Below are 22,549 nucleotides of genomic sequence, written 5' to 3' on the forward strand. Positions count from 1 at the left end.
GGTGTGCCACTCGCGAACTCGAGACCGGGGGCGGCCTCGGCGCGACCAGCGCGCCGCCGGGTTCGTGGCCGATAGTGGTACGGCCCGGGTCCGGCGTTACTCGTCGGTGGGCTGGGCGAGTGCGGAAATAGTGATTTCTCGTGATTCGGCGGCCACCTCGTTACGCGAAGTATCAATGGCATGACGAACATCGAGATCCGCCCCTTCCGTATCGATATTCCGCAGGCCGACCTGGACGAGCTTCGGCTGCGGCTGGCGCGTACCCGTTGGATCGATGAGCTGCCCGGCGCCGGCTGGGAGCGCGGTGTGCCGACGGCGTACCTGAAGGAGCTGGCCGGGTACTGGGCCGAGAAATTCGACTGGCGTGCGGCCGAGTCGGAGCTGAACGCCTACCCGCAGTTCACCACCACCATCGACGGCCAGAACGTCCACTTCCTGCACGTGCGCTCGGCGCGGGAGGACGCCACACCGTTGCTGTTGCTGCACGGCTGGCCCAGTTCGGTGGCCGACTTCCGCGACGTGATCGGCCCGCTCACCGACCCGGACTCGGACGCGCCCGCGTTCCACCTGGTCATTCCGTCGCTGCCCGGCCACGGTTTCTCCGGCCCGCTCACCGAGCGAGGCTGGAACGACGGCCGGATCGCGGCGGCGCTCGCCGAACTCATGGCTCGCGTCGGCTACGACCGCTACGGCGTGCAGGGCGGCGACCACGGCGCGTTCATCGCCCCGGCCCTGGCGCGGATCGACACCGACCACGTGCTCGGTGTGCACGTCAACGCACTGGTCACCTTCCCGACCGGCGACCCCGCCGACCTTGCCGCCCTCACCGACGCGGAAAAGGCGCGGCTCGCCGCGATGAAGAAATTCCAGGACGACGGCTCGGCCTACATGAACCTGCAAGGTTCCCGCCCCGACACCATCGCCCAGTTGCTCGCCGACTCCCCGGCCGGACTGCTCGGCTGGATCGCGGAGAAATACCGCGAGTGGACCGACAGCGCCAACGACCTGCCCGAACAAGCCGTCGATATCGACCGCCTACTCACCACCGTGAGCATTTACTGGCTCACCGACACCGCCCGCAGCGTCGCGAACCTGTACTACGAACGCTTCCACGACGCCACCATGTTCGCCCCGAAACCGAAGGGCACCGTACCCACCGGCGTCGCGGTCTTCAAGGACGGCGACTACGCCATCCGCCGCTTCGCCGAACGCACCCACAACATCACCCACTGGTCGGAGTTCTACTCCGGCGGGCATTTCCCGGCACTCGAGGTGCCGGAGCTGCTGATCGGCGACATCCGCGAGTTCTTCCGGTCACTCGGCTGATTCGAATGGAGTCGTTGGGCAGGCGGACGTCGCCGCCTGCCTGAGGTCATGCCACGACTACCGATGCTCGTCGGCGGCCCGCCGGACTGAGATAACGTCGAGCAGGTGAACCGCACTCAGTGGACTATCCACGGCGAGCGTCTCGTGGACGAGAATCGCCATATCAGATTGTCGACCGTGGATGTGGAGCTACCTGACGGAGTGAAGTTCACGCAATACGTTGCGCGCATGCCGCGATGCGCGATGACGTTGGTACTGAACGACAAGCGCGAGGCACTACTGATGTACCGGCATCGCTTCATCATCGATCGTTGGGTATGGGAACTCCCGGGCGGTTACGTCGACGGTGCCGAGGACGTAGCGACCGCCGCGGCACGGGAGGTCGAAGAGGAGACCGGCTGGCGTCCGAACACCATGGAGCATCTGGTCACCTATCAACCGGCTATCGGCACGCTGGATCAACCGCAGGAGATCTACCTGGCCCGTGGGGCGTGCTCGACCGACACCCAGCCGGACATCAACGAGGCCGAGGAGATCCGCTGGATTGCACTCGAGGAAGCGGAACGGATGATCGGGCGGGGCGAGATCGTGGGCGCCGCAACGGTGGTCGCGGTGTACCGAGCACTCAGTCTGCCCGCCTAGCGATCGTCCTGACCTGCTGTCGGAACTCTGCGACATCGGGCAGCGCCGCGTGTGTAGAAAGGCGACTGCACAAATCACGCAGGTAAGCAATTGTGCGTTGGGATCGCAACCCACTGACGAGTTCGAGCGCTTCAGTACCGAGTCGGACAGCTTCGTGTGGATCGCCATCGACGAGGGCGGATGCCAGCAGGCAAAGATTGAACGCACGTCCGCGGGTGTACCCTTCCGACATCTTCAAGGATTGTTTCGCAAACTGAGCCGTCCGCGCGTCGTGACCGAGGTCGCGAAAATTGATCAGCTGCAAGCGACCACGAGTCGCTCGACGGCCGAAACGGATCAGCCGCGATCGATTCCGCACCAAGCGGCGAAACCCCGCACACTCTCGTTGCTGCGTGCGTCGTCGCGGGCGAGGACGCGGATGGTCTCGTGCACCATGGGGTGGTAGCGGGTCTGCGTCGGCGCGATCTCCTTGGCTTTGCGCAACGAGGTAAGGGCTTTCGTCCGATCGCCGTGGAGCAGGAATCCGCGGGCCAGGTCGATGTAATGGTGGCCCGCGCGCTCCCGGGGCGTCGTGGCCGGGAGACGCACGTGCTCGGCGCGTTTCACCGCTTCGGTGCCATCCATCATCTCGACGGCCAGCCCGACCGACCAGATGCCGACATTCGTGACGCCGAAGCAGAGCCGGTAGTCGTCCCGGTCGCCACCGAGGCGGCGGGCAGTTTCTCGCGCTTCGGCGAGGTGTTCGTCGGCTACATCGCGCCGCCCCGCGCGAGCTGCGGCGAGACCGGATTTCAGGTGCAGATTGCCCCACATGCTGAGGACAGTCGGATCGTTGCCGCTGATCTCGGATTCGATGGTGGCGCGACTGGATTCGAGAAAGCGCAGGGCGGTCGACCATTCGGCCGTGCCGATCAGCTCGCCCGCACGCTGATAATCGCCCGCGAGGACGGCCAGTTGATCACCGGATTGCGCGGCTGCCCATTCGTACCGCTCGACGCACAGCGAGGAAAGGTCGATGTAGCCGAGTTTGTACACGAGTTGCCCGGTCGCGGCGAACACTTCGGCGAGGAGCCCGAAGAGGCGCTCGCGCTTCGCTCCGCTCGCGCTGTGCCATGCGAGGCGGAGGTCCGCGAGCAGGCCGGGTAGGAGTGTGCCGAGATCGCCGAGGTTGACGGAGTGACGCATCGCGGACGCCCTCGCGACGTCAGCGGCGAGCTCGCGTTCGGGCCGTGCGTTCATCGCACCGTCCGGCTCGATCTTGTACGCGGCCAGTTCACGGCGGATCTCGGGTACTCCGGCATGCACTTGCTGTTCGTCGCGAGTCTGGCGCGGGTAGGGCTGCTCTAGGAGGTCGGCGAGGTTCACCCTGAGCGCGCGGGCGCAGGCCGCGACGAAAGCCGGAGACGCGGGCGCGCGGCCGCGTTCGACCTTGCGGACCAAGCTCGCCGAGAAGTTCGCTTCCCGCGCGAGTCTCTCCTGGCTCCATCCCGCTAGCTTCCTCGCGACACGTACTTTGTCGCCGACACCGGACTCCTGGGTCATCGTCATCACGGATTCCATTCCACAGACTTCCTTACCCCCAGGGTGACAAATCTTTTGCCGATTCGCTGTCTTGTTCGTCGGTCACAGTCTGTTCCGGCCTCGGCGCCGGGTGAGCACATCCCTTGTCTCAGTAGTAATTGCGTTCCCAGGGGCCACGGGATCCCCGGCGCCGGGTGCCACACCACATCGACGGATAAGGGTGGGACATGGTGGAAATCGCGCTGGGCTACATCCGGCTGGATCAGTCCGGCAAGGACCACGTCGAGGAGGAGCGCGCGATTCGGGCGCTAGCCGAACGAAAGGGCTATCCCGAACCGGAAGTGCTGGTCGTGGATCGCGATGTGCTGATGCCGACGCTGCTGCTCGTACAGGCGGTCCGCCGGGTGGGCGCTTCGGCCGTGATCGCTCCGACTCGGGAGCACATCTGGACTGCCAGTCGTGCGCTCACAGAGGAGGTGGCGCTGATTGTCGTTGCGCCCGAACAGATGTGGGAGCGCGGGCACCGGTGGCCGCCGTTCGGATCGTCGGATAGCGGGGTGGTCGTTTGATGTCCGGCTGGTCCGAGTTCGGCACAGCGCTGATGCTGGGGGCGGCGGCGGTCGCGGTGCTGCTGACTGTCTTCTTCGCGGCGAGCCGATGGTGGCGGAAGCCGTTGCGTGGTCCGAGCGTCTATCACATCGCCGAACGCGTGGGCCATGAGCAACTGTGCCTGCTGGGCTGGCCGCCATTGGGTTGGCCTGCGGTAGAGCCGAGAGACGGCCCGGAATTCGCTCCCGGCGATGCGCACGCGCTCATGCAGGTGCATTTGGAATGCGATTCGAACGAATGCTCGTGGAAATGCGCGGCGGTCGAGGCTCTGCGGCTCGCGGGCCGGATGCGCCCTTCCAAGTATCCGCGCCGACCAGACCGCCATTGACCCGCCGGTCGGCAACCGTCGCGTGCTCCGCGAACTACCGGCCCGTCGTCACGACGGGCCGTAAATTGCCTCGGCATCGCGGAGCAACAGCATCACCGGCCCCGTACTCGGAGGGTCAGACGCTCGCGACAGCGGTGATATCGCGTGGAAGCACCGTAATCAGGACTCGCTCGCGGACCGGATACCGTCGAGCGGCGGCTGGAGCGATGGTGTGATCGACGTATTTCCTTCGGATGCGTTGAGTCCAAGAACCACTGGCGTCGACGCTGAGTGTGGCGTCGCCGATGACGCGCACTTGCCGGTTCGGTCGTTCGCCGTCGGCACGAAGTTCGTCCTCGACGTCGATGACCAAGCCGACGCGTGGGTTGGCTCGGATTCGCTCGAGGTGGGGCCGGTTGGCGTAGCTGGTGAGGTAGAAGGCGCCCGCGACCCAAAAGAACCATATCGGCGTGACATGCGGATAGCCATCCGGGTCGATGGTCGCCAACCGCGCGACGACATCCGCGTCCAACAGTTCGGTGATCTCGGCATCCCGTAGTGCTCGCACCATAGGTTCATGCTGCCCGAGGCAGGGCTGGACTGCGGTATGGCTCGAGGCGACGGTGATCGACGTCAGTCCGAGCCCATCACACCGTCCGCGCGGGATACGTTCTTGTGAGCCCACTGATCAGTCGACGTGGTGCGTTGAAGGTCGCTCGAAGCTGCTGCGTTGCTGGTCCCGGTTCGGTCCGCAACTAGCCGCCGGAGACGATGGCGGCGAGGTTGGCGAGCTCGTTCTCCCGTCCCTGGGTGAGGCGCTGAGTCCAGACGTCGTCGTGCATGGCGTCGACGGTCATGACCACGCGGACGCCCGCGTCGGTCGGCTCGAGCTCGACGGTGGTGAGAAATTCGTACGGCTCGACGCCGGGGATGAAGTCGGCCAGGGAGGTGTAGGCGAGCCGGTCGGGGCCGTCGATCTCGGTGAATGTCTTGCGGGACTCGGTCGACAGTGGCATGCCCGCGGATCGCATGAATTCGATCTGCTCGGGGGCGGTCGCGGTCATCGTGTAGACCAGTTCGCCGCCAGGGCGCAGGTCGAGCTGATCGACGCGGACGGTGAAACCGTCGGGCGCCCACCACTTCTCGATGCCCGCCGGGGTGGTCCACAGTTCCCAGATCGCCTGGGCGGTGGCGGGGTAGTCGCGTTCGATGCGGATCTGCTCGGACATGTCGTGCTCCTGGTTCAGAAGTATTCCTTGAAAGGAATATATCTGAGGAGGCATGCTTGGTCAATGGACCCCGCACTATTCGCCGCTCTGGCCGAACCGAACCGCATGCGGATCGTGGAGTTGCTGAACGCCGCGCCGCGTCCGGTCGGCGAGATCGCTACCGCACTCGGCCTGAGACAACCGCAGACGACCAAACATCTGCAGGCGCTCCAGCGCGCGGGCCTGGTGGTAATGGAACCGCTCGGGCAGCGCCGCATCTACGCCCTGCGCCGGGGTCCGCTGCGCGAGCTGCGACGCTGGCTGGCGGGATTCGAGGCCGACCATCCCTCGGAGTCGGTGCTCGCGGAATACCGGGTGGCAATCGCCGCCGAGCCGTTGTCGGCCCACGAATTCCATCGGACGCTGTCGGCGCCGCAGGCGACCGTGTGGGAGTGGTGGACCTCGCCCGATCTGGCGCGCCGGTGGTGGCACCCGGCGCATTTCGAGGTCGCCGACTGCGTCCTGCGGCCGGTCGTCGGGGGCGCCCTGTCGATCGTGCTCCGCGAGGGCGACGGTGCGCTGTATTCCAGCGCCGGGCGCTACCTCGAAGTCGTTCCGCCCGAACGGCTCCGGTTCGAGTTGTCACCGCTGGACGGCAACGGGACCCCGTTGTTCCGGGCCGACCATCTCCTCGAGTTGACCAGCGTCACCGGCGGCACCCGCGTCGACCTACAGATCGACGTGTCCGACCCGACCCCGGGCTCGGAACCGGCCATGGCCGGCATCCGCTTCGGCTGGAATCAGCTGCTGGACACCCTCGCTCACGTCATCAACTCGGCCACAAGCTGATTCGGCTACCGAGTGATGCTGTCGAGATCATCGAGGTCGCCGCGCCTCGCCCGGGCTCCTTTCCGCTCGAGCGCGGCGGCCGATGCACCCGAACGGGCGAGCCCGGTGACCTCGTGACCAGCGTCCAGCAACTGGTCGACGACGGCAGAACCGATCCATCCGGTCGCTCCGGTGACAAAGATTTCCATGCTGATACTCCTTCGTGTAGGTCCGCGACTACTTCGCTGATTCGATCCGGCGGTGAGCAGAGCGGCGACCAGCGGTCTGTGATGTAGGCGGACGCCCGTAACCCGTGCAGCGGTATCCGCTGGTCGGCTGCGGGTGCTGACACGGCGACCGGTGGTTGCGCAGCGCACTGGGCAGAGCGCTGAATCGGCCCGCATATTGAGCTGATGGCGGCTATTTGGGGGAAAGCTGTTCGATGGTTGTCGGACTACCGCACCCGATATGTCGATATCGTCCGCTGATCAACCGGCGACGGGCCCCCTCCGCCGGGACAGCACAGACTGCAGCACCACCAGCCCGCCGAGGACGACTACGGTCACGCCGATCGCGCGGAGTCCGGCGTCCGCGCCCGAGACGAACGCCGTTATCACTTCGGTGGCGCGATCGGGGGCAGTCGAGGCGAGGGCTTCGGCCACGGTGTGCGGAGAATGGCCGGCGCGGATGTCCGGCGGCAGGGCGGCGGCGAACCGTGCGGTGAGCACCGTGCCGATGACGGCGACGCCCAAGGCGCTGCCGAATTCCCTGGTGGTGGCTTGCAGTCCCGCTCCGACTCCGGCCTGTTCCGGCGGCAGCGCACCGGCGATGGCGCCGGACAGCGTCGGAAGTGCCAGTGCCACACCGGTTCCGGTGACTACGAGCCATGCCGCGTACGCGATGTAGGACGTCTGTGTGCCGCTGGTGGACAGTCCGAGCAGTCCGCAGCCGACGAACGCGAAGGCCAGCGCGATGGTCGCGTCGAGGCCGATGCGTCCCGAGACGCGTCCGGCGTGTCGTGCGCCGAGGATGATCGGGACGGTCAGCGGCACGATGCCCAGCCCGGTGCGCAGCACGCCGAAACCCTTGCCCCCTTGCGTTCGGCGGGGACGGCGTGCAGCAGGACCGAAAGGGTGTTGGGCAGCACGGCGGCGGCGCCGACTCCGGTGATCGCACGGCCGACCGGCGTCGTGGTGTTCAAGGACGGCGACTACGCCATCCGCCGCTTCGCCGAACGAACCCACAACATCACCCACTGGTCGGAGTTCTACTCCGGCGGCCATTTCCCGGCCCTCGAGGTGCCGGACCTACTGATCGGCGACATCCGCGAGTTCTTCAGCGCGCTCGGTTGATCGGCTGGAAGTCATAGGCAGGCGGTTGTCACCGCCTGCCTACGCCATGCGTGGCGACGAGGAGGAGTAGCTCGAGAACACCCCGCTGGGGCGTAGCAGGCGCGCGGCGGAGATCGCGGATGTCGCGGTGTTCCTGTCGTTGGACAAGGCAGCCTGGATGAGTGGGGCGGCAATCAATCTCAACGGGGGTACGCATCTGCGGCGGTATCCCGATGTGCTGGGGCGGGGTCGGGCGATGGCGGAAGGCGGATGAAAAGGACACGGTGGTGAATCCGTGCGGTAAGTAGTGTCGAGGCGGGGCAAGATCGCGAATGGGCTGGGAGGCCGGGGTGAGCGGGACGGAATGGGAGATGTTCTGCTCGGAGGTGTTTGCCATCGCCGAGCGTTACGCCATCCAGACCTTTTCGAATCCCGGCACCCTGGTGCTCTCCAGCGGATCCTCGTCCATGGAAGCCCAAGCGCGCGGGGTCAATCCACACATCAAACTGGTGGATATGGGCGACGCCGCGGTGCGCATCGAAACGGGCTGGTGCGTCCGCGCCATCGCCGACTACGAAATCCAATTCGAGGACAAGCCGTCCCAGGCGGCCGCGGCGGTCGAGGCGATCATTCTCGGGGGCGCCGAAGAGTATGTGATCACCGATGACGACGACCGGTGGGTGGCGTTCGGATGGTGTATTCGGGGCAAGGATTCCCTGATGTCGAAACCCCCGCACATCACCTCGGGACGAAAGGCGGTTCGTCGGCTCCTGCCGTGGCGGTCGGCGTGACCATGCGGCCAGGGTGGCCGCCGTTGGGCTGGCCCGCGGCGGAGCCGATGGACGGGCCCGAATTCAGCCCCGACGACGCCCACACGCTCATGCAGGTTCATCGAGAATGTGACGCGGACGAATGCTCATGGAAATGCGCGGCGGTCGAAACGTTACGGATCACCGGCCGGATGCGTCCATCCAAATATCCCCGCCGTTCGGATCCGTTTCGGCCTTGAATCCCAGTCGGCTTCACCAGGTCCGAGGTCGGCCGATCCGCGAACGCAAGTAGAAGGGCAGGCGGGTTGATGACCGCCTGCCCTTCTGCGACCGCGCGGAGATGCAACCCCTCCTCAGCGGTAATAGCAGCCGCTGTCGAGGTCCTCGAACAGTCCGGGCCCGCTGGGGGACCAGCCGAGCAGCGCGCGGGTCGCGTCGCTGCTCGCGGCCATGTCCGCTCCGAAGAACCGGCTCAGCCAGCCGAAATGCTCGTCGCCGCGGTCGGCCGGGACCGAGACGACGGGCAGGTCGAGTTCGCGTCCGATGGCCTCGGCGATGTCGCGGGTCGGGATGCCGGTCTCGGCCGCGGCGTGCAGGACCGTGCCCGCCGGGGCGTGCTTGTCCAGGGCGAGTTGCACGATGCGGCCCGCGTCGCTGCGGTGGATCGCCGCCCAGCGGTTGGTTCCGTCGCCGAGGTATGCCGAGACTCCCTTGGCGCGAGCGGTCGCCACCAAACCGGTGATGAATCCACGGTGGTCACCGTCGCCGTGCACGGTGGGCGCGAAACGCACGATGATCGTCCCGACGCCACGCTCCACGAACTCCAGCGCCAAATTCTCACTGCCGCCGCGTAGTGAGCCGGCGCCGTGGGCCAGGGACCGGTCCTGTTCGGTGGCCAGACGGCCGGGGGCGAGTAGGGCAAGGGCGGAGGCGAGCACGAACGGGCGGTGCGAGCTCGCGAGGGCCTCGCCGATGGTCAGCACGGCGTCGCGCTCGGTCTGGTTTGTCATGGCCGGGTCAGCGAAATCGTGCTTGTTCGCCAGATGGACGGCGGCGTCGGCGTCCGCCGCGCCGGCGCGGAGGCTGTCGAGATCGTCGAGGTCGCCCCGCCGGGACCGGGCTCCTTTCCGTTCGAGCGCGGCGGCGGAGGCGTCCGAGCGGGCGAGTCCGGTGACCTCGTGACCGGCGTCCAGTAACTGGTCGACGACCGACGAGCCGATCCATCCGGTCGCTCCGGTGACGAAAACGTGCATGTCGATACTCCTTCGTGCAGGTCCGCGATCGACAGTCGCGGACTTGATCTTTCGGTGGCCATCAGCGAGCGACCGGTGGTCGGGGGCGAGGCCGTTCGGCTCGGCCGCAACATGGAGGCCTGCGCGTTCGGGCTCGTGCACCGAATCGCTGGCATGCTCGAGAAATGGCAACTATTCGGGGGAAAGCCGTTCGATGGGTGTCGGACACTCAGCCGGGCGTTATCGCGGTCGAGTTCACCGACGTCGACGGCGTCACGCACACGTTGATCGACAAGCTGCCGATCTTCGGCGTATCAGATGATCTCGGGCCGGATTCGGTCTATCCGGTACCGGTCGAGATCGGCGTGGAGTTGGTCGAGCGCGTCGGTGAGGCGACGGTCATCGACCTCAGCGCAGAGGCGCACAACACCGACCGCATTCGGTATGTCGTACGGAGCGCGAGTATCGTCCACTGATCGGCGAAACGATGACAGCGACCGGGCGCGCGCAAGCCTTCACCTGAGTGGTTTCGGCAGCCGTGGTGTGATCGACCGTGCGTGTCACATCGTGTGAGCTGCGGTATCGGGCGACGACGACCGGGACCCGCCACGCCGGGACAGCAGCGACTGGAGCACGACGAGCCCGCCGAGGACGAGCACGCTCACACCGACCACCCGAAGTCCGGCGTCCGTGCCCGAGACGAACGCCGCGACGATGTCGGCGGTGCGATCGGGCGCGGTGGCGGCGAGTGCCTGTGCCACGGTGTGCGGATCGTGTGCGGCGCGGATGTCCGATGGCAGCGCGGCGGCGAAGCGCGCGGTGAGCACGGTGCCGATGACGGCGACACCCAAGGCGCTGCCGAACTCGCGGGTGGTGGCCTGCAATCCGGCTCCGACCCCCGCCTGCTCCGGCGGCAGCGAACCGGCGATGGCTGCGGAGAGTGTCGGAAGGGCAAGCGCTACACCTATTCCGGTAACGACGAGCCACGCCGCGTACTCGGTGTAGGGCGTCTGCGTGCCGCTGGTGGACAGCCCGAGCAGTCCGCAGCCGACGAACGCGAACGCGAGCGCGATGGTGGTGTCGAGACCGATGCGCTGTGCGAGGCGGCCGACGTGGCGCGCGGCGAGGATGATCGGGACGGTCAGCGGCACGATGCCGAGCCCGGTCTCCAGCACGCCGAATCCCTTGCCGTACTGCAGGAACGACGCGTTGACATAGAACAGCGCGAACATGCCGAAGAAGACCGTCGTCATGCCGAGGCAAGCGCTGCGCAGGCCCGGTACACGGAACAATCGCGGATCCAGCAGCGGGTGTTCGACATTCAGTTCGACGAACATCCACACGGTGAACAGCACTGCGGCGCAGACGAATCCGGCGATGACGATCGCGCTGTCCCACCCCGCTTCCGGCCCCTGGGCGATGCCGAGTAGCAGCGCGATCGACGCACCGACGAGCAGCACCGCACCGACCGGGTCCAGGCGGCGGTCATGGCGCGGCGACACCGGCGCGACGCGCCCGACGAGCAGGCAGAGGATCAGGGCGATCGGCACGGCGGCGGCGAACAACCAGCGCCACGATCCGCCCGCCAGGATCGTCCCTCCGCCGACGTTGCCGACGACTCCGCCGATGCCCGTCATCGAGGCCCAGGTGGCGATCGTCGCGCCTTTGCGTTCGGTGGGGACGGCGTGCAGCAGGACGGAAAGCGTGTTGGGCAGCACCGCGGCGGCGCCCAGCCCTGTGATCGCACGGCCCGCCAGGAGCAGGGCCACGTTCGGCGCGGTCGCCGACAGCAGCGCGCCCACCGCGAACAGCGCCAACCCCGTGAGCAGTACTCCCTTGCGCCCGAAGCGATCCCCGGCGGCACCGCCCGGTATCACGAAACACGCGAAGACGATGACATAGGTATCGACGATCCAGACCAACGTCGACGCGGAGGGACGCAACGCGCTCGAGGCGAGCATCGGGACGGCGAGATTGATCGCGGCGACCATCCCGACGACGAGCACGACGCAGGCGCACATGAGCGCGAGCAGGCCGCGCCGCGCGGCGGCAGGAGACATCGGGTCTCGTGACGGCGCACGATCCCGGACCAAGACTTTGAATGGCATGCCCTCGACGGTATTTACCGCGCATCTCTGCATGCCACGCAACTTTCACAATTTTATTTTGCGTACCATGCAACTATGCCCGAGCAGCTCGATCTGAACCTCTTGCGTGTATTCGACGCGCTGCTCCAGGAAGGCAGCGTCACGGCGGCTTCCGAACGCCTGCACCTGTCCATCCCGGCGACCAGCCGGGCGCTGGGCCGGTTGCGCCGGGCGATGAACGACCCGATCCTGGTGCGGGCCGGGCGAGGCATGGCTGCCACACCGTTCGCGCTGCGCGCCGCGCCGCGGGTGCGGTCACTGCTCGACGAGGCGTCCGCGCTGATCAGCGCCGACCGCGAGGTCGCGATCGGCGAGCTCGAGCGCACCTTCACGATCCGCATCAACGACGGCCTCGCGGTGACCCTGGCGACGGCGGCGGTGGAAGCCACGGCCACCGTGGCCCCCGGCGTGGTCCTGCGTTTCGTCACCGAAGGCAGCGAGAGCGCCGAGGCGCTCCGCGACGGCTCGGTCGATCTCGACATCGGTGTGGGCGACATCGCGGCTCCCGACATCCGGACAACGCTGCTGTACCGGGAACGGATGGTCGGCATCGTCCGCGCCGACAGCCCGCTGGGCAGGCGCCGCCGCCCGAGCTTGCGGCAACTGTGCCAGTATCCCCACGTTTCGGCCTCGCGTCGTGGACGCGCGCGCGGCCCACTCGACGACGCGCTCGACGCCGCGGGTCTGCACCGCCACGTCGCCGCCGTCGTTCCGTCCTTCGCCGTCGCGGCGCTGCTGGTCTCCGCGAGCCGCTACGTCGGCCTCGTCCCGCAACGCCTCGCCGAACAGTACGGCCGAACCCTGGGCATTCGCTGGTTTCCCCTTCCCACGGACCTGCCGGAAGTCGAAGTGCGACTGCTCTGGCACGCCCGGCTCGACGCCGACCCGGCCCAGCGCTGGCTACGCGAGACGATCCGCGACGCACTCAGCGCGCCACGCGCCGAGAAGCCCGCGGTATCCGCTCGCACCGCCGAGCGTGGCGGCCGGCCCGGGACAGGCGCGTGAAGGTCCGGCAACCGGCGGCGCAGGGCTCCGGCTGACACTCTGGTATCCCCGATGCAACGCCGACGAGGTGAGAGCATCGGTCGACCGCGGGATTCGTCCGGTCAGTCCATCCGGCTCAACCGCGCGACGATCGTCGCCGCCATCGCCGCCGGATCCCCGTGGTCGGGCCGCAGGACGATCTCGGCTTCGGTCGGCGCTTCGTAAGGGGCGTCGATGCCGGTGAAGCCGCGGATCTCGCCTGCGCGGGCCTTGGCGTACATGCCTTTCGGGTCGCGCGCTTCGCAGACCGACAGCGGCGTGTCGACGAACACCTCCAGGAACGGGATGCCCGCCGCTTCGTGGGCGGCACGGGCGCGGTCGCGGTCGGCGCGGTAGGGGCTGATCAGCGAAACGACCGCTACCACACCGGCTTCGGCGAACAGTTTCGCTACTTCGCCGACCCGGCGGACGTTCTCTTCCCGATCGGCCGCGCTGAATCCGAGATCGGAGTTGAGGCCGTGGCGCAGGTTGTCGCCGTCGAGGAGGAACGCCGGGCGGCCCGCCGCCACCAACCTGCGCTCCAGTTCCACGGCGACGGTGGACTTTCCGGAGCCCGACAGCCCGGTGAGCCAGACCGTCAGGCCGCGGGTGGCGCGCTCGTCGCGCTCGACAGCGGTGGAGTGCCAGACCACCCGGGAGGACGGCAGGCTCGGACCGGTGATCATGCCCGCCGCGACGGTGTTGTTCGTGGTGTCGTCGACCAGGATGAAGCTGCCGGTGGCGCGGTTGCGCCGGTACGGGTCGAACAGCAAGGGCTGGCGGGTGCGCAGCTGGACGCGGCCGATCTCGTTGAGCGACAACGTCTCCGCGTGCTCGTCGCGGTGCAGGGTGTTGACATCCAGCCGGTAGTCCAGGGAGCGCACCTCGGCGGTGGCCGCGCGGGTGGTGTGCCGGATGGTGTAGGTCGCGCCGGGCGTGAGCTGGTTTTCCTCGGCGAACCAGCACACCATCGCGTCCAAATCGCGCCCGGTGTTCGGGCGGTTGTTCGGGCGGCAGATCAGGTCGCCGCGGGAGATGTCCAGCTCGTCGGCGAGCTGGATGGTGACCGCCTGCGGCGGAAACGCTTCCGCGACAGGCGTGCCGCCCGGCCCCCAGATCGCCTGCACCGTTGTGGTGAAACCCGACGGCAGCACCGCCACTTCGTCGCCCGGTTTGAACACCCCGCCCGCCACCGTGCCCGCGTAGCCGCGGAAGTCCTGGGCATGGTTGCGGGTGACGTACTGTACCGGGAAGCGGGAGTCGATCAGGTTGCGGTCGGAGGCGATGTGCACCTCTTCGAGGTGATGCAGCAGGGGAGTGCCCTCGTACCACGGCATGCTCGCGCCCCGGTGCACGATGTTGTCGCCGTGCAGCGCCGACACGGGCACGAAGGTCAGATCGGAGACGTCGAGTTTGGAGGCGAACCGCGCGAACTCCTCGCGAATCTCTTCGAACCGTTCCTGCGACCAGTCGACCAGGTCCATCTTGTTCACGCACAACACCAGGTGCGGGATGCCGAGCAAACTGGCGAGGAACGCGTGCCTGCGGGTCTGCTCGACCACGCCTTTGCGGGCGTCCACCAGGATCAGCGCCAGGTCCGCGGTGGACGCGCCGGTCACCATGTTGCGGGTGTACTGAACATGCCCGGGGGTGTCGGCGATGATGAACTTTCTTCTGGGCGTGGCGAAATAGCGATGCGCCACGTCGATGGTGATGCCCTGTTCGCGTTCGGCGCGCAGGCCGTCGGTGAGCAGCGCGAGGTTAGGGTAGTCGTCGCCGCGGTCGCGGCTGGTGCGCTCCACGGCGGCGAGCTGATCGGTGAACAGCGTCTTGGAGTCGAACAGCAGTCTGCCGATCAGCGTCGATTTGCCGTCGTCGACGCTGCCCGCGGTGGCCAGGCGCAACAGTGTGGTCGTCATCAGAAGTAGCCTTCGCGTTTGCGGTCTTCCATCCCCGCCTCGGAGATGCGGTCGTCGGCACGGGTGGCGCCGCGCTCGGTCACCCGCGCCGCGGCGACTTCGGCGACCACGTCCGCGGGTGTGGCCGCGGTGGACTCGACACAGCCGGTGCAGGTCGCGTCGCCGACGGTGCGGAAACGGACGGTGGCCTCATACGGCTCCTCGCCGTCGAGCAGCTGGAGAAAGCGGGTGTGCGCCAAGAGCATTCCGTCGCGCTGCACCACCGGCCTGCGGTGCGCGTAGTACAGCGGCGGCAGCTCGATGCCCTCGGCGGCGATGTAGCTCCAGATGTCCAGTTCGGTCCAGTTCGACAGCGGGAAGACGCGAATATGCTCGCCCGCGCGGTGTCTGCCGTTGTAGAGGTTCCACAGTTCGGGGCGCTGCCTGCGCGGGTCCCACTGGCCGTACTCGTCACGGAAGCTGAACACCCGCTCCTTGGCGCGGGCCTTCTCCTCGTCGCGGCGCGCGCCGCCGAAGACCGCGTCGAACGCGCCCTCCTGGATCGACCGGAGCAGCGTCGTCGTCTGCAACCGGTTGCGGGAGGCGCGCGGCCCGGTCTCCTCGACGACCCGTCCTGCATCGATGTCGTCCTGCACCCGTCCGACCACCAGGCGCAGGCCCAGGCGGGCCACCGTCTCGTCGCGATAGGCGATCACCTCGTCGAAATTGTGCCCGGTGTCGATGTGCAGCACCGGGAACGGTAGCGGCGCGGGCCAGAAGGCCTTTGCCGCCAGGTGCAGCATCACCACCGAATCCTTGCCGCCGGAGAACAGCAACACCGGGCGCTCGAATGTCGCTGCCACTTCACGGAATATGTGCGCCGACTCGGCCTCGAGCGCGTCCAGATGGGGCAGCTCGTAGGTGCTCGCCGTCGACTTCGCGTACTGGCTCACACCGCAAAACTAGAACACGTTTCGGTCTTCGGTCAATGGTCTGCGTCCGCCCGAGTTCGCCGTGACCGCGTCAGCGGCGTCCACCAGCGCCGCGCCGCGGCGGGCGATCTCCGCCCCGGTGATCGAGCGGCCGACGTACATCGTGAGCACCATGTTCTGCCTGCCGTCGCCGTCGTAGGTCGGTGCGGCGAGCAGGCTCACCGCGTGCTCCTTGCGCGGCCGTAGATCCGCGCCCAGATACACCCGCTCGCCGAGGCTCGTCACCAGTTCGCCGACCAGTTCGCGCAGCTCAGGGGGTAGGTCCCGATCGGCGACCCCGGCCAGCAGTGAGTACAGCCGACGTCCCGCGGTGGTCATGCTCTCCACCAGGAATCCCCGCTCGCGGCATTCGGCGACCACTTGACGCAGGCGCGTCTCGTCCTGTCGCAACGGCACCGCGGGCGGCTTGGTCAGCCAGGCGTCGAACGCCGCGTCGGTGTCCCAGAGCACGTACATCAGGCCGACCGGAGGCGCGAAATGGTAGGCCGCGCCCACCTTCACCAGGCCGGGACCGGTGCTCTCCAGCACCATGATCTGCTCGCCGACGACCGCGGACGCGGTGCAGGTGGTGTGGTAGCGCGCGGAGAGTTTGTCCAGCTCGACGCGGGCGAGCGCGGAGATGGCGAAGCTGTCCTGCGCCACCCGGCCCGCCGCGATCAGTGCGGGCCCGAGCCCGTAGGTGCGGGTGTCGGCGTCGCGCATCAGGTAGCCGCCCGCGGTCAGCTCGGTGAGGATGCCCAGGCAGGTCGGCTTGGCCAGGTCGAGTTCGCGGGCGAGCTCGGAGAGCCCGAAGCGTTTCCCGCGCTGCTCGACGAAGAAATCCAGGACCTGCACCACGCGTGCGGTGGGCGCGGACCGCCGACCGACCATTGACCACTCCTAGAACACGTTCTAATCTTTCTTCTATCGAAATGTACCAGAGTGGTACATATTTGGAACACCGGAGAGAGCCTCTTGCTGACACAGCCGTTCGCGGACGCCATCGCCGCCGCCGAGCAGATCATCACCGGAGCCGCGCACATTCGCGCCGAACAGGACCTCGTCGAGGGCTACGACTATCTGGCGGGCAGCATCCGCGCGTCGTTGCAGATGGCCTGGGCCTACGAGCTGGACTTCCCGTTCTTCGTCATGTCCACCGGCCCGTACACCAAGATGGGGCTGGACAACCCCGACACCCTCTACTACCACTCCTACCTGCGCCCGGACGCCGAATATGTGGTGACCGGCACCCGCGGCACCACCCGTGACCTGAGCTTCCAGGTGCTCAACGGCAACTATTCGCCCGTCGACGTGCCCGACAGCCTCACCGCTTTCGACGACCGAAAGCTCGACATCCGCGCGGACGGGACCTACGAGATCCGCTTCGGACCCGGCGAAGCGGGCCCCGGCTATGTGCACCTCGGCGCCGACGCGGCGATGCTCGTGGTCCGCGAGGTGCACAGTGACTGGGTGACGGAGAAGGCGGGCACGATCCGCATCCAGCGCGTCGACCGGATCGGCGACGCGCCGCCGCCGCTGACCAAGGACGTGCTCACCAAGCGATACGGCGTGGCGGGCAAGATGCTGGTGTCGCGGTTGAAGACCTTCCTGGCCTTTCCGGAGTGGTTCTATCTGAACCTGCCGGTGAACACGCTGACCGAGCCGAGGCCGACGCCGGGCGGGCTGAGCACCCAGTTCTCCTCGGTGGGTCACTACGACCTGGACGACGACCAGGCCATGATCATCACGGTGCCCAAATCCGACGCCCCCTACCAGGGCTTCCAGCTCGGCAGCATGTGGTACCTGTCGCTGGATTACATCAACCATCAGACCAGCCTCACCGCCGACCAGGCACACGTGGACCCGGACGGGATGATCCGGCTGGTGGTCAGCGAGCGTGATCCTGGCCTGGCCAACTGGATCGAGCGCACCGGTCATTCCCGCGGCTACCTCCAGTTCCGCTGGCAGCGGCTGTCGCGGGAGATGAAACCCGACGACGGGCCGACCGTGGAGATCGTTTCCGTCGCGGACCTGCCCGATCGCCTGCCGTTCCACGAACAGGCGCGGGTCACGCCGGAGCAGTGGCGCGACCGGATCGCGGCGCGTCAGGTCGCCGTCGCGGAGAGGATGCTCGGCTGATGTTGCTGCGGGACAAAGTGGTCGTCGTCTCCGGCGTGGGGCCGGGACTGGGGCGTGCGATCGCGGTGCAGAGCGCGAAGGCGGGCGCGGACGTAGTGCTGGCTTCCCGGACCGAATCGCGACTGACCGAGGTGGCCAAGGAGATCACCGAACTGGGCAGGCGCGCGGTGGTCGTGCCGACCGACATCAACGACGAGGCCGCGGTCGTGAATCTGGTCGAGACCGCGCACAGCGCCTTCGGCAAGGTCGACACGCTGGTGAACAACGCCTTCGCGATCCCGCCGATCGTCGACCTCGCCGACGTCGACCTGGATCAGGTCCGCGCGGGCTTCGAGACCAACGTGCTGGCCGCGCTGCGCCTGACCAGGTTGTTCGTGCCCGCCCTCACCGAGACCAAGGGCTCGGTGGTGATGATCAACTCGGCCGTGCTGCACCACTCGCGGCGCACCTTCGGGCCGTACAAGATGGCCAAGGCCAGCCTGCTCGCGCTGGCGCAGAGCCTGGCCACCGAACTCGGTCCGAAGGGCATCCGGGTCAATTCCGTCGCGCCGGGCTACATCTGGGCCGACAACCTGAAGTGGTACTTCAACTACCTGGCGCAGCAGCGGGGGATCACCTCCGAGGAGGTCTACGCCGAGACCGCGAAGACCACCGACCTGCGCAAACTGCCCGAACCCGACGAGATCGCCGACGCGGTCGTGTTCTTCGCGTCCGCCTTGGCGCGCGCGATCACCGGCGCGTGCCTGGACGTCAACGCCGGCGAATTCCACCACTAGGAGATGACCGTGATCGGTAGGGACGACGTCGGGACCGTCGACGATTTGCACGCCTCGGCGACCAAGGTGGTCGGGCTGGACGCCTTCGGCACCGACGACTACCGCGAAGGGCTCGAGGTGCTGCTCGAGTCCTATGCGAAGGACGCCGAACTCACGCCCTTCGGCAATAAGGTGAACCGCGCGTTCCTGCGCGGCGCGCTGATCGCCCGGCTGCTCAGCGAGGCGGCTTGGCGGCAGCATCCGGAACACGCCGACGTGGCGATCGAGCGCCCGATCTTCGTGACCGGTCTGCCGCGCTCGGGCACCACGGCGGTGCACCGCCTGCTCAACGCCGACCCGGCGCACCAAGGGCTGGAGATGTGGCTGACCGAGATGCCGCAGCCGCGCCCGCCGCGCGAGACGTGGGCGAGCAACCCGGTCTACCAGCGCCTCGCCGCCGCCTACGACAAGCACCACGTCGAACATCCGGAGTTCATGGGAGTGCACCACATCTCGGCCGACCAGGTCGAGGAGTGCTGGCAGTTGCTGCGGCAGTCGGCCATGTCGGTGTCCTACGAGTGCCTGGCCTACCTGCCCACCTACTCCGAGTGGTTGCGCGAGCAGGATTGGACATCCGCCTATCGCAGGCACCGGCGCAACCTGCAACTGATCGGACTGCCGGACGCGGGCAAGCGATGGGTGCTGAAGAACCCGAGTCACCTGTTCGCGCTGGACGCGATCTTCGAGGTCTATCCGGACGCGCTGGTCATCCAGATGCACCGCGATCCACGCACCATCATCGCGTCGGTGTGCAGTTTGAACGAGCAGGCGTCGGCGGGCTGGTCGGAAAAGTTCCGCGGCCCGGTGGTCGGCGCGACGCAGCTGGATCTGTGGGCGCGCGGCGCGGAGCGGTTCCTCGCCGACCGCAAACGCCAGGACGCGGCGCAGTTCTGCGATGTCGACTACGACGAGTTCGTCGCCGACCCGATCGGCACGGTGACATCGATCTACCGGCACTTCGGGCTGCCACTGACCGCCGAGGCCGAGGCGGCGATGACCGCGTTGCACGCGGAGAGCACGTCTGGGGCGGCACGCCCGGCGCACCGCTACACCCTCGCCGATTTCGGGCTGACCGCCGAGCAGGTGGACGCGCGGTTCGGCGCGTACCGGGAAGCGCACTTCCCGGGGCGGTGAGCGGTCGGCGCTCGCCGGTGGCACGTCCGACCGGCGAGCGCCGGAACGCGGCGAAGGCATTTCACGCGAGTCTGCATCGTGTGCAGGTGTGGTCGCGCCGGATTCGCGGGTGGCTCGCCTGCCTGCGCCTTCGGGGTCGACGCGAATCGATCTGACCGACAGGGCATTCCGTGCAGTCGTGCACAGTGCGCCATTCGCGCGGGTGCTCGGCGTCCGGCTCGTCGGCAGGTGAATCGCTTATCGAGGGCGACCATTGCGCGTCGGCGGACTCGCGATCCGTCGACGCGACAGCGTGTACCGGGGGGCGACGAGCGCGGGCGCTATGAATGCGGCGCGAGAGCGGAGAGGACAGGAAAGCGCGCTCGTCCCCGGCATGCGGTGGCCGGGCCGTTCACCGTCCGTGCGAGAAGTCGACGCCGCTCAGCGGACTCCGGCAGGTGCGGGGCCGAGGCTCGAACCGGCCGACCCTCTGCCGCGCAGGCGCCGAGTTTCAGGGCTGTCCGGGCTCGAGCACGATGAACAAGCCGTTCGCCTCCGCGCACAGCCGGTCGCCGTCGTGCAGGGTGGCCCGCACATAGACCTTGCGCCCGTCCTGCCGTTCGGCCCACGCGCGCACCTTGAGTTCGGTGTTCAGCGGCGTGATGGAGCGATAGTCGACGGTGAGCGACGCCGTTCTGGTCACCGCGCCGGAGCGCACCGCGGCCGCCATGCCGAGCAGGTCGTCGAAGGCGATGGCGATCTGACCGCCGTGGGCGGCGCTGTTGCCGCCGAGGTGGAAGGTGCGGAAGGTGAGGCGCGCGTCGACGCCGTTCTGCGGGTCGACATGGTCGATGAAGAACGGCGGCAGGGTGATGTTGCCGCGGGCGGGCAGGTCGAAGCGGGTCCAGTTGGGCGTCGACCACTCGTCCACCCGTGCGGCGTCGAGCTTGTCGTTCAGCTCCTTGAGAATGCCGATCGCCTCCACCGCCAGCTCGTCGGAGGGCGAGGCCAGCCGGACGCGGTCCATCAGGCCGCGCACCTTCTCGATGAACTGGCCGTAGTGCGGCCCGCCGCGGGAGATGTCGTCCTTGGCTGCCTCGTGGGCGGCGATCAGCTGGGTCATCGGCCGGAACCCGCCCTCGTGGTGCTCCTGGCTCGGCAGCGAGTCGCCGTCCCGCGGTTCGTTCATGAGAACAAGTTATCGGTTGCCCGGTGAATGCTCGCCGCGCGGGTGCTGTGTCCGTCGTCACGAGCCGTCACCGCCTAGGCTGGTGCGCGACCGCATATCGCCTTTCCCGGGTGGTATCGGCCTGGTTCCGGCGGCCGGATACGCGTCGCGGCCGCGCTGGATCCCTGACCGCTTCGGCTGGCGAAAGGCTCTGTGCGCATGGGTATCACCGCGGTCGTGTTCGACATGGACGGCGTATTGATCGACTCCGAGCCGGTCTGGGAACTGGTGCGGCGTGGCTACGTCGCGGAGAAGGGTGGGCGATGGCTGCCCGACACCCAGCAGCGGCTGATGGGGATGAGCACCGGGGAATGGTCGACCTATCTGAGCGGCGAACTCGGGGTCGGCGAGCCCCCGGAGACCGTCGCGCGGGAGGTGATAGAGCGGATGTCCGAGCGCTACGCCGAGGGCGTGCCGGTGCTGCCGGGTGCGGTCGAGGCCGTGCAGCGGATCTGTGAGCACTGGCCGCTGGGGCTGGCCAGTTCGTCGCCGCGCGCGCTCATCGACACGGTGCTGGGCCGGACGGGTCTGATCGAGTACTTCTCCGTCACCTTCTCCACCGAGGAGGTCGATCGCGGCAAACCGGCGCCGGACGTCTACCTGACGGTGGCGACGTTCCTGCGTCAGCGGCCGAGTGACTGTGCGGCCGTCGAGGACTCGAGCAACGGCCTGCGCTCGGCCCACGCGGCTGGGATGCGGGTGATCGCGGCGCCGCGCCCGGAGTACCCGCCCGCTTCCGATGCGCTCGGCCTGGCCGCCAAGGTCATCTCCGGCCTCGACGAACTCACTCCTGGGCTGATCACCGGCTGAGCCGTCGCCAGGTCAGGGCCGATAAGAAGTCAGCAGGGTGCGGGCGGCGGCAGCCAGGTCCTCTTCCAGCCAGGCGGGCAACTGCGCGGCGTGGGCGTGGCGGCGCAACGCCGCATAGGGCAGGTCGACGATCGCGCGGCTGACCGCATCGATCTCTCGCTCCTCGTCCCTCCCGAACAAGGCGAGCGCGATGCGGCGCAGATGCTCGATCAGCGGCGCATTCATCTCGGCCAGGGTCGCGCGGAACTCGGCGTCCGGCTCGCCGTCGAGCAGATCGCTGGGACGCAGCTCCAGCAGGAGCTTGGCGTCCTGGGGGAGTTCGCGGCCGAACCGCAAGGCGGCGCGCACCATCCCGACGCCCGCCTCCACCGGATCCGGCTGGTCGGCGGCGGCGAGGGTGCCGTCCTGGAAACGGCGCAGCGCGCGCAGCCACGCCGCGGTGAGCACACCGTTGCGGTTGCCGAAGCGGTGATACAGGGTGCCGACCGGAGCGCCACTGGCCTCGGCGATGGCCGACACGCTGGCCGCGCGGGGCCCTTCGGCGAGGACCAGCGCGCGTGCTGCGTCGAGGATCACGTCGCTGTCGTGCTTGCGGGGCGGCGCCATGTACTAGTACGTTCCTTCTATATGG

24 protein-coding genes and 2 pseudogenes are annotated in these 22,549 nt (G+C 67.8%); 14 read left to right on the forward strand and 12 right to left on the reverse strand.

The window, feature by feature from the left end; genetic code table 11:
• The first annotated feature begins 180 nt into the window (after window positions 1-180).
• Both ACL03I_RS16790 and ACL03I_RS16795 read left to right on the forward strand, forming a co-directional pair.
• Complete coding sequence (locus ACL03I_RS16790; protein WP_412806400.1) at window positions 181-1,326, forward strand: epoxide hydrolase family protein; 1,146 nt, start codon at window positions 181-183, stop codon at window positions 1,324-1,326.
• Window positions 1,327-1,569: 243 nt separating this feature from the next.
• Complete coding sequence (locus ACL03I_RS16795; RefSeq protein WP_412806401.1) at window positions 1,570-1,968, forward strand: NUDIX hydrolase; 399 nt, start codon at window positions 1,570-1,572, stop codon at window positions 1,966-1,968.
• 336 nt (window positions 1,969-2,304) lie between these two features.
• On the opposite strand, the gene ACL03I_RS16800 is transcribed toward ACL03I_RS16795, so the two are convergent.
• Window positions 2,305-3,528, reverse strand: coding sequence for a helix-turn-helix domain-containing protein (locus ACL03I_RS16800; RefSeq protein ID WP_412806402.1), 1,224 nt, complete (start codon window positions 3,526-3,528; stop codon window positions 2,305-2,307).
• Window positions 3,529-3,716: 188 nt separating this feature from the next.
• Here ACL03I_RS16800 and ACL03I_RS16805 point away from each other — a divergent pair, with 188 nt between their 5' ends.
• Window positions 3,717-4,058, forward strand: a complete 342-nt coding sequence (locus tag ACL03I_RS16805) for a hypothetical protein (RefSeq protein WP_412806403.1) — start codon at window positions 3,717-3,719, stop codon at window positions 4,056-4,058.
• Window positions 4,058-4,426: a hypothetical protein gene (locus ACL03I_RS16810; RefSeq protein WP_412806404.1), complete on the forward strand. Its 369-nt coding sequence runs from the start codon at window positions 4,058-4,060 to the stop codon at window positions 4,424-4,426. The genes ACL03I_RS16805 and ACL03I_RS16810 overlap by 1 nt, the downstream gene beginning before the upstream one ends.
• Before the next feature lie 115 nt (window positions 4,427-4,541).
• Here the strand turns inward: ACL03I_RS16810 and ACL03I_RS16815 are convergent, their stop codons facing one another.
• Both ACL03I_RS16815 and ACL03I_RS16820 read right to left on the reverse strand, forming a co-directional pair.
• Window positions 4,542-4,976 (reverse strand): pyridoxamine 5'-phosphate oxidase family protein, encoded by a 435-nt coding sequence (locus ACL03I_RS16815; protein ID WP_355078895.1) that lies wholly within the window; start codon window positions 4,974-4,976, stop codon window positions 4,542-4,544.
• A 184-nt stretch (window positions 4,977-5,160) separates the two neighbouring features.
• Window positions 5,161-5,634, reverse strand: coding sequence for an SRPBCC family protein (locus ACL03I_RS16820; protein ID WP_355158435.1), 474 nt, complete (start codon window positions 5,632-5,634; stop codon window positions 5,161-5,163).
• Between the two features lie 63 nt (window positions 5,635-5,697).
• On the opposite strand from ACL03I_RS16820, the gene ACL03I_RS16825 reads away from it, so the two are divergent.
• Window positions 5,698-6,462: a metalloregulator ArsR/SmtB family transcription factor gene (locus ACL03I_RS16825; RefSeq protein WP_412806405.1), complete on the forward strand. Its 765-nt coding sequence runs from the start codon at window positions 5,698-5,700 to the stop codon at window positions 6,460-6,462.
• A gap of 14 nt (window positions 6,463-6,476) precedes the next feature.
• On the opposite strand, the pseudogene ACL03I_RS16830 reads toward ACL03I_RS16825, so the two are convergent.
• Together ACL03I_RS16830 and ACL03I_RS16835 are read right to left on the reverse strand one after the other, a co-directional pair.
• Window positions 6,477-6,650 (reverse strand): annotated as a pseudogene (locus ACL03I_RS16830) (NAD-dependent epimerase/dehydratase family protein); the annotation flags it as partial.
• Between the two features lie 279 nt (window positions 6,651-6,929).
• A complete protein-coding gene (locus ACL03I_RS16835; RefSeq protein WP_412806406.1) occupies window positions 6,930-7,517 on the reverse strand; it encodes an MFS transporter in 588 nt (195 codons plus the stop codon).
• 57 nt (window positions 7,518-7,574) lie between these two features.
• Here ACL03I_RS16835 and ACL03I_RS16840 point away from each other — a divergent pair, with 57 nt between their 5' ends.
• The 3 genes and pseudogenes from ACL03I_RS16840 (at window position 7,575) to ACL03I_RS16850 (ending at window position 8,563) form a co-directional block, all read left to right on the forward strand.
• Window positions 7,575-7,793, forward strand: a complete 219-nt coding sequence (locus ACL03I_RS16840; protein ID WP_355078900.1) for a hypothetical protein — start codon at window positions 7,575-7,577, stop codon at window positions 7,791-7,793.
• A gap of 70 nt (window positions 7,794-7,863) precedes the next feature.
• A pseudogene (locus ACL03I_RS16845) lies at window positions 7,864-8,046 on the forward strand (short-chain dehydrogenase); the annotation flags it as partial.
• 76 nt (window positions 8,047-8,122) lie between these two features.
• Window positions 8,123-8,563, forward strand: a complete 441-nt coding sequence (locus tag ACL03I_RS16850) for a hypothetical protein (protein WP_412806407.1) — start codon at window positions 8,123-8,125, stop codon at window positions 8,561-8,563.
• 332 nt (window positions 8,564-8,895) lie between these two features.
• On the opposite strand, the gene ACL03I_RS16855 is transcribed toward ACL03I_RS16850, so the two are convergent.
• Window positions 8,896-9,795: an SDR family oxidoreductase gene (locus tag ACL03I_RS16855; protein ID WP_412806408.1), complete on the reverse strand. Its 900-nt coding sequence runs from the start codon at window positions 9,793-9,795 to the stop codon at window positions 8,896-8,898.
• A gap of 164 nt (window positions 9,796-9,959) precedes the next feature.
• On the opposite strand from ACL03I_RS16855, the gene ACL03I_RS16860 reads away from it, so the two are divergent.
• Window positions 9,960-10,250 carry a hypothetical protein gene (locus tag ACL03I_RS16860; RefSeq protein ID WP_356969618.1) on the forward strand — a complete coding sequence of 97 codons (291 nt, stop codon included), beginning with the start codon at window positions 9,960-9,962 and terminating at the stop codon, window positions 10,248-10,250.
• A gap of 84 nt (window positions 10,251-10,334) precedes the next feature.
• Here ACL03I_RS16860 and ACL03I_RS16865 read toward each other — a convergent pair whose 3' ends face one another.
• Window positions 10,335-11,882: an MFS transporter gene (locus ACL03I_RS16865; RefSeq protein WP_412806409.1), complete on the reverse strand. Its 1,548-nt coding sequence runs from the start codon at window positions 11,880-11,882 to the stop codon at window positions 10,335-10,337.
• Between the two features lie 75 nt (window positions 11,883-11,957).
• On the opposite strand from ACL03I_RS16865, the gene ACL03I_RS16870 reads away from it, so the two are divergent.
• Complete coding sequence (locus tag ACL03I_RS16870) at window positions 11,958-12,926, forward strand: LysR family transcriptional regulator (protein WP_412806410.1); 969 nt, start codon at window positions 11,958-11,960, stop codon at window positions 12,924-12,926.
• Window positions 12,927-13,027: 101 nt separating this feature from the next.
• Here ACL03I_RS16870 and cysC read toward each other — a convergent pair whose 3' ends face one another.
• The 3 genes from cysC to ACL03I_RS16885 are packed head-to-tail and all read right to left on the reverse strand — an operon-like array spanning window position 13,028 to window position 16,704.
• Window positions 13,028-14,863: an adenylyl-sulfate kinase gene (gene cysC, locus ACL03I_RS16875; RefSeq protein ID WP_412806411.1), complete on the reverse strand. Its 1,836-nt coding sequence runs from the start codon at window positions 14,861-14,863 to the stop codon at window positions 13,028-13,030.
• Entirely contained in the window at window positions 14,863-15,795 is a 933-nt protein-coding gene (gene cysD / locus ACL03I_RS16880) for a sulfate adenylyltransferase subunit CysD (protein WP_356969610.1), read from the reverse strand. The genes cysC and cysD overlap by 1 nt, the downstream gene beginning before the upstream one ends.
• Before the next feature lie 9 nt (window positions 15,796-15,804).
• Window positions 15,805-16,704 carry a helix-turn-helix domain-containing protein gene (locus ACL03I_RS16885; RefSeq protein ID WP_412806412.1) on the reverse strand — a complete coding sequence of 300 codons (900 nt, stop codon included), beginning with the start codon at window positions 16,702-16,704 and terminating at the stop codon, window positions 15,805-15,807.
• Window positions 16,705-16,788: 84 nt separating this feature from the next.
• Between ACL03I_RS16885 and ACL03I_RS16890 the strand changes: the two genes are divergently transcribed.
• Genes ACL03I_RS16890 through ACL03I_RS16900 form a run of 3 tightly spaced genes read left to right on the forward strand, consistent with a single transcriptional unit; the run spans window position 16,789 to window position 19,901 of the window.
• A complete protein-coding gene (locus tag ACL03I_RS16890) occupies window positions 16,789-17,952 on the forward strand; it encodes a hypothetical protein (protein ID WP_412806413.1) in 1,164 nt (387 codons plus the stop codon).
• The gene (locus ACL03I_RS16895; RefSeq protein ID WP_397279722.1) at window positions 17,952-18,728 is read left to right on the forward strand and encodes an SDR family oxidoreductase; all 777 of its coding nucleotides are present in this window, start codon (window positions 17,952-17,954) and stop codon (window positions 18,726-18,728) included. Before ACL03I_RS16890 ends, ACL03I_RS16895 begins: the two co-directional genes overlap by 1 nt.
• 3 nt (window positions 18,729-18,731) lie before the next feature.
• Window positions 18,732-19,901, forward strand: a complete 1,170-nt coding sequence (locus ACL03I_RS16900) for a sulfotransferase family protein (RefSeq protein WP_412806414.1) — start codon at window positions 18,732-18,734, stop codon at window positions 19,899-19,901.
• A 490-nt stretch (window positions 19,902-20,391) separates the two neighbouring features.
• Here the strand turns inward: ACL03I_RS16900 and ACL03I_RS16905 are convergent, their stop codons facing one another.
• Window positions 20,392-21,069, reverse strand: coding sequence for a PaaI family thioesterase (locus ACL03I_RS16905; RefSeq protein WP_412806415.1), 678 nt, complete (start codon window positions 21,067-21,069; stop codon window positions 20,392-20,394).
• A gap of 198 nt (window positions 21,070-21,267) precedes the next feature.
• On the opposite strand from ACL03I_RS16905, the gene ACL03I_RS16910 reads away from it, so the two are divergent.
• Window positions 21,268-21,918 (forward strand): HAD family hydrolase, encoded by a 651-nt coding sequence (locus ACL03I_RS16910; RefSeq protein WP_356969599.1) that lies wholly within the window; start codon window positions 21,268-21,270, stop codon window positions 21,916-21,918.
• A 12-nt stretch (window positions 21,919-21,930) separates the two neighbouring features.
• Here ACL03I_RS16910 and ACL03I_RS16915 read toward each other — a convergent pair whose 3' ends face one another.
• A complete protein-coding gene (locus ACL03I_RS16915) occupies window positions 21,931-22,524 on the reverse strand; it encodes a TetR/AcrR family transcriptional regulator (protein ID WP_355078927.1) in 594 nt (197 codons plus the stop codon).
• Window positions 22,525-22,549 lie beyond the last annotated feature (25 nt).

This window comes from Nocardia sichangensis, assembly GCF_047200615.1.
In the GTDB taxonomy this organism is placed as follows: domain Bacteria; phylum Actinomycetota; class Actinomycetes; order Mycobacteriales; family Mycobacteriaceae; genus Nocardia; species Nocardia sichangensis.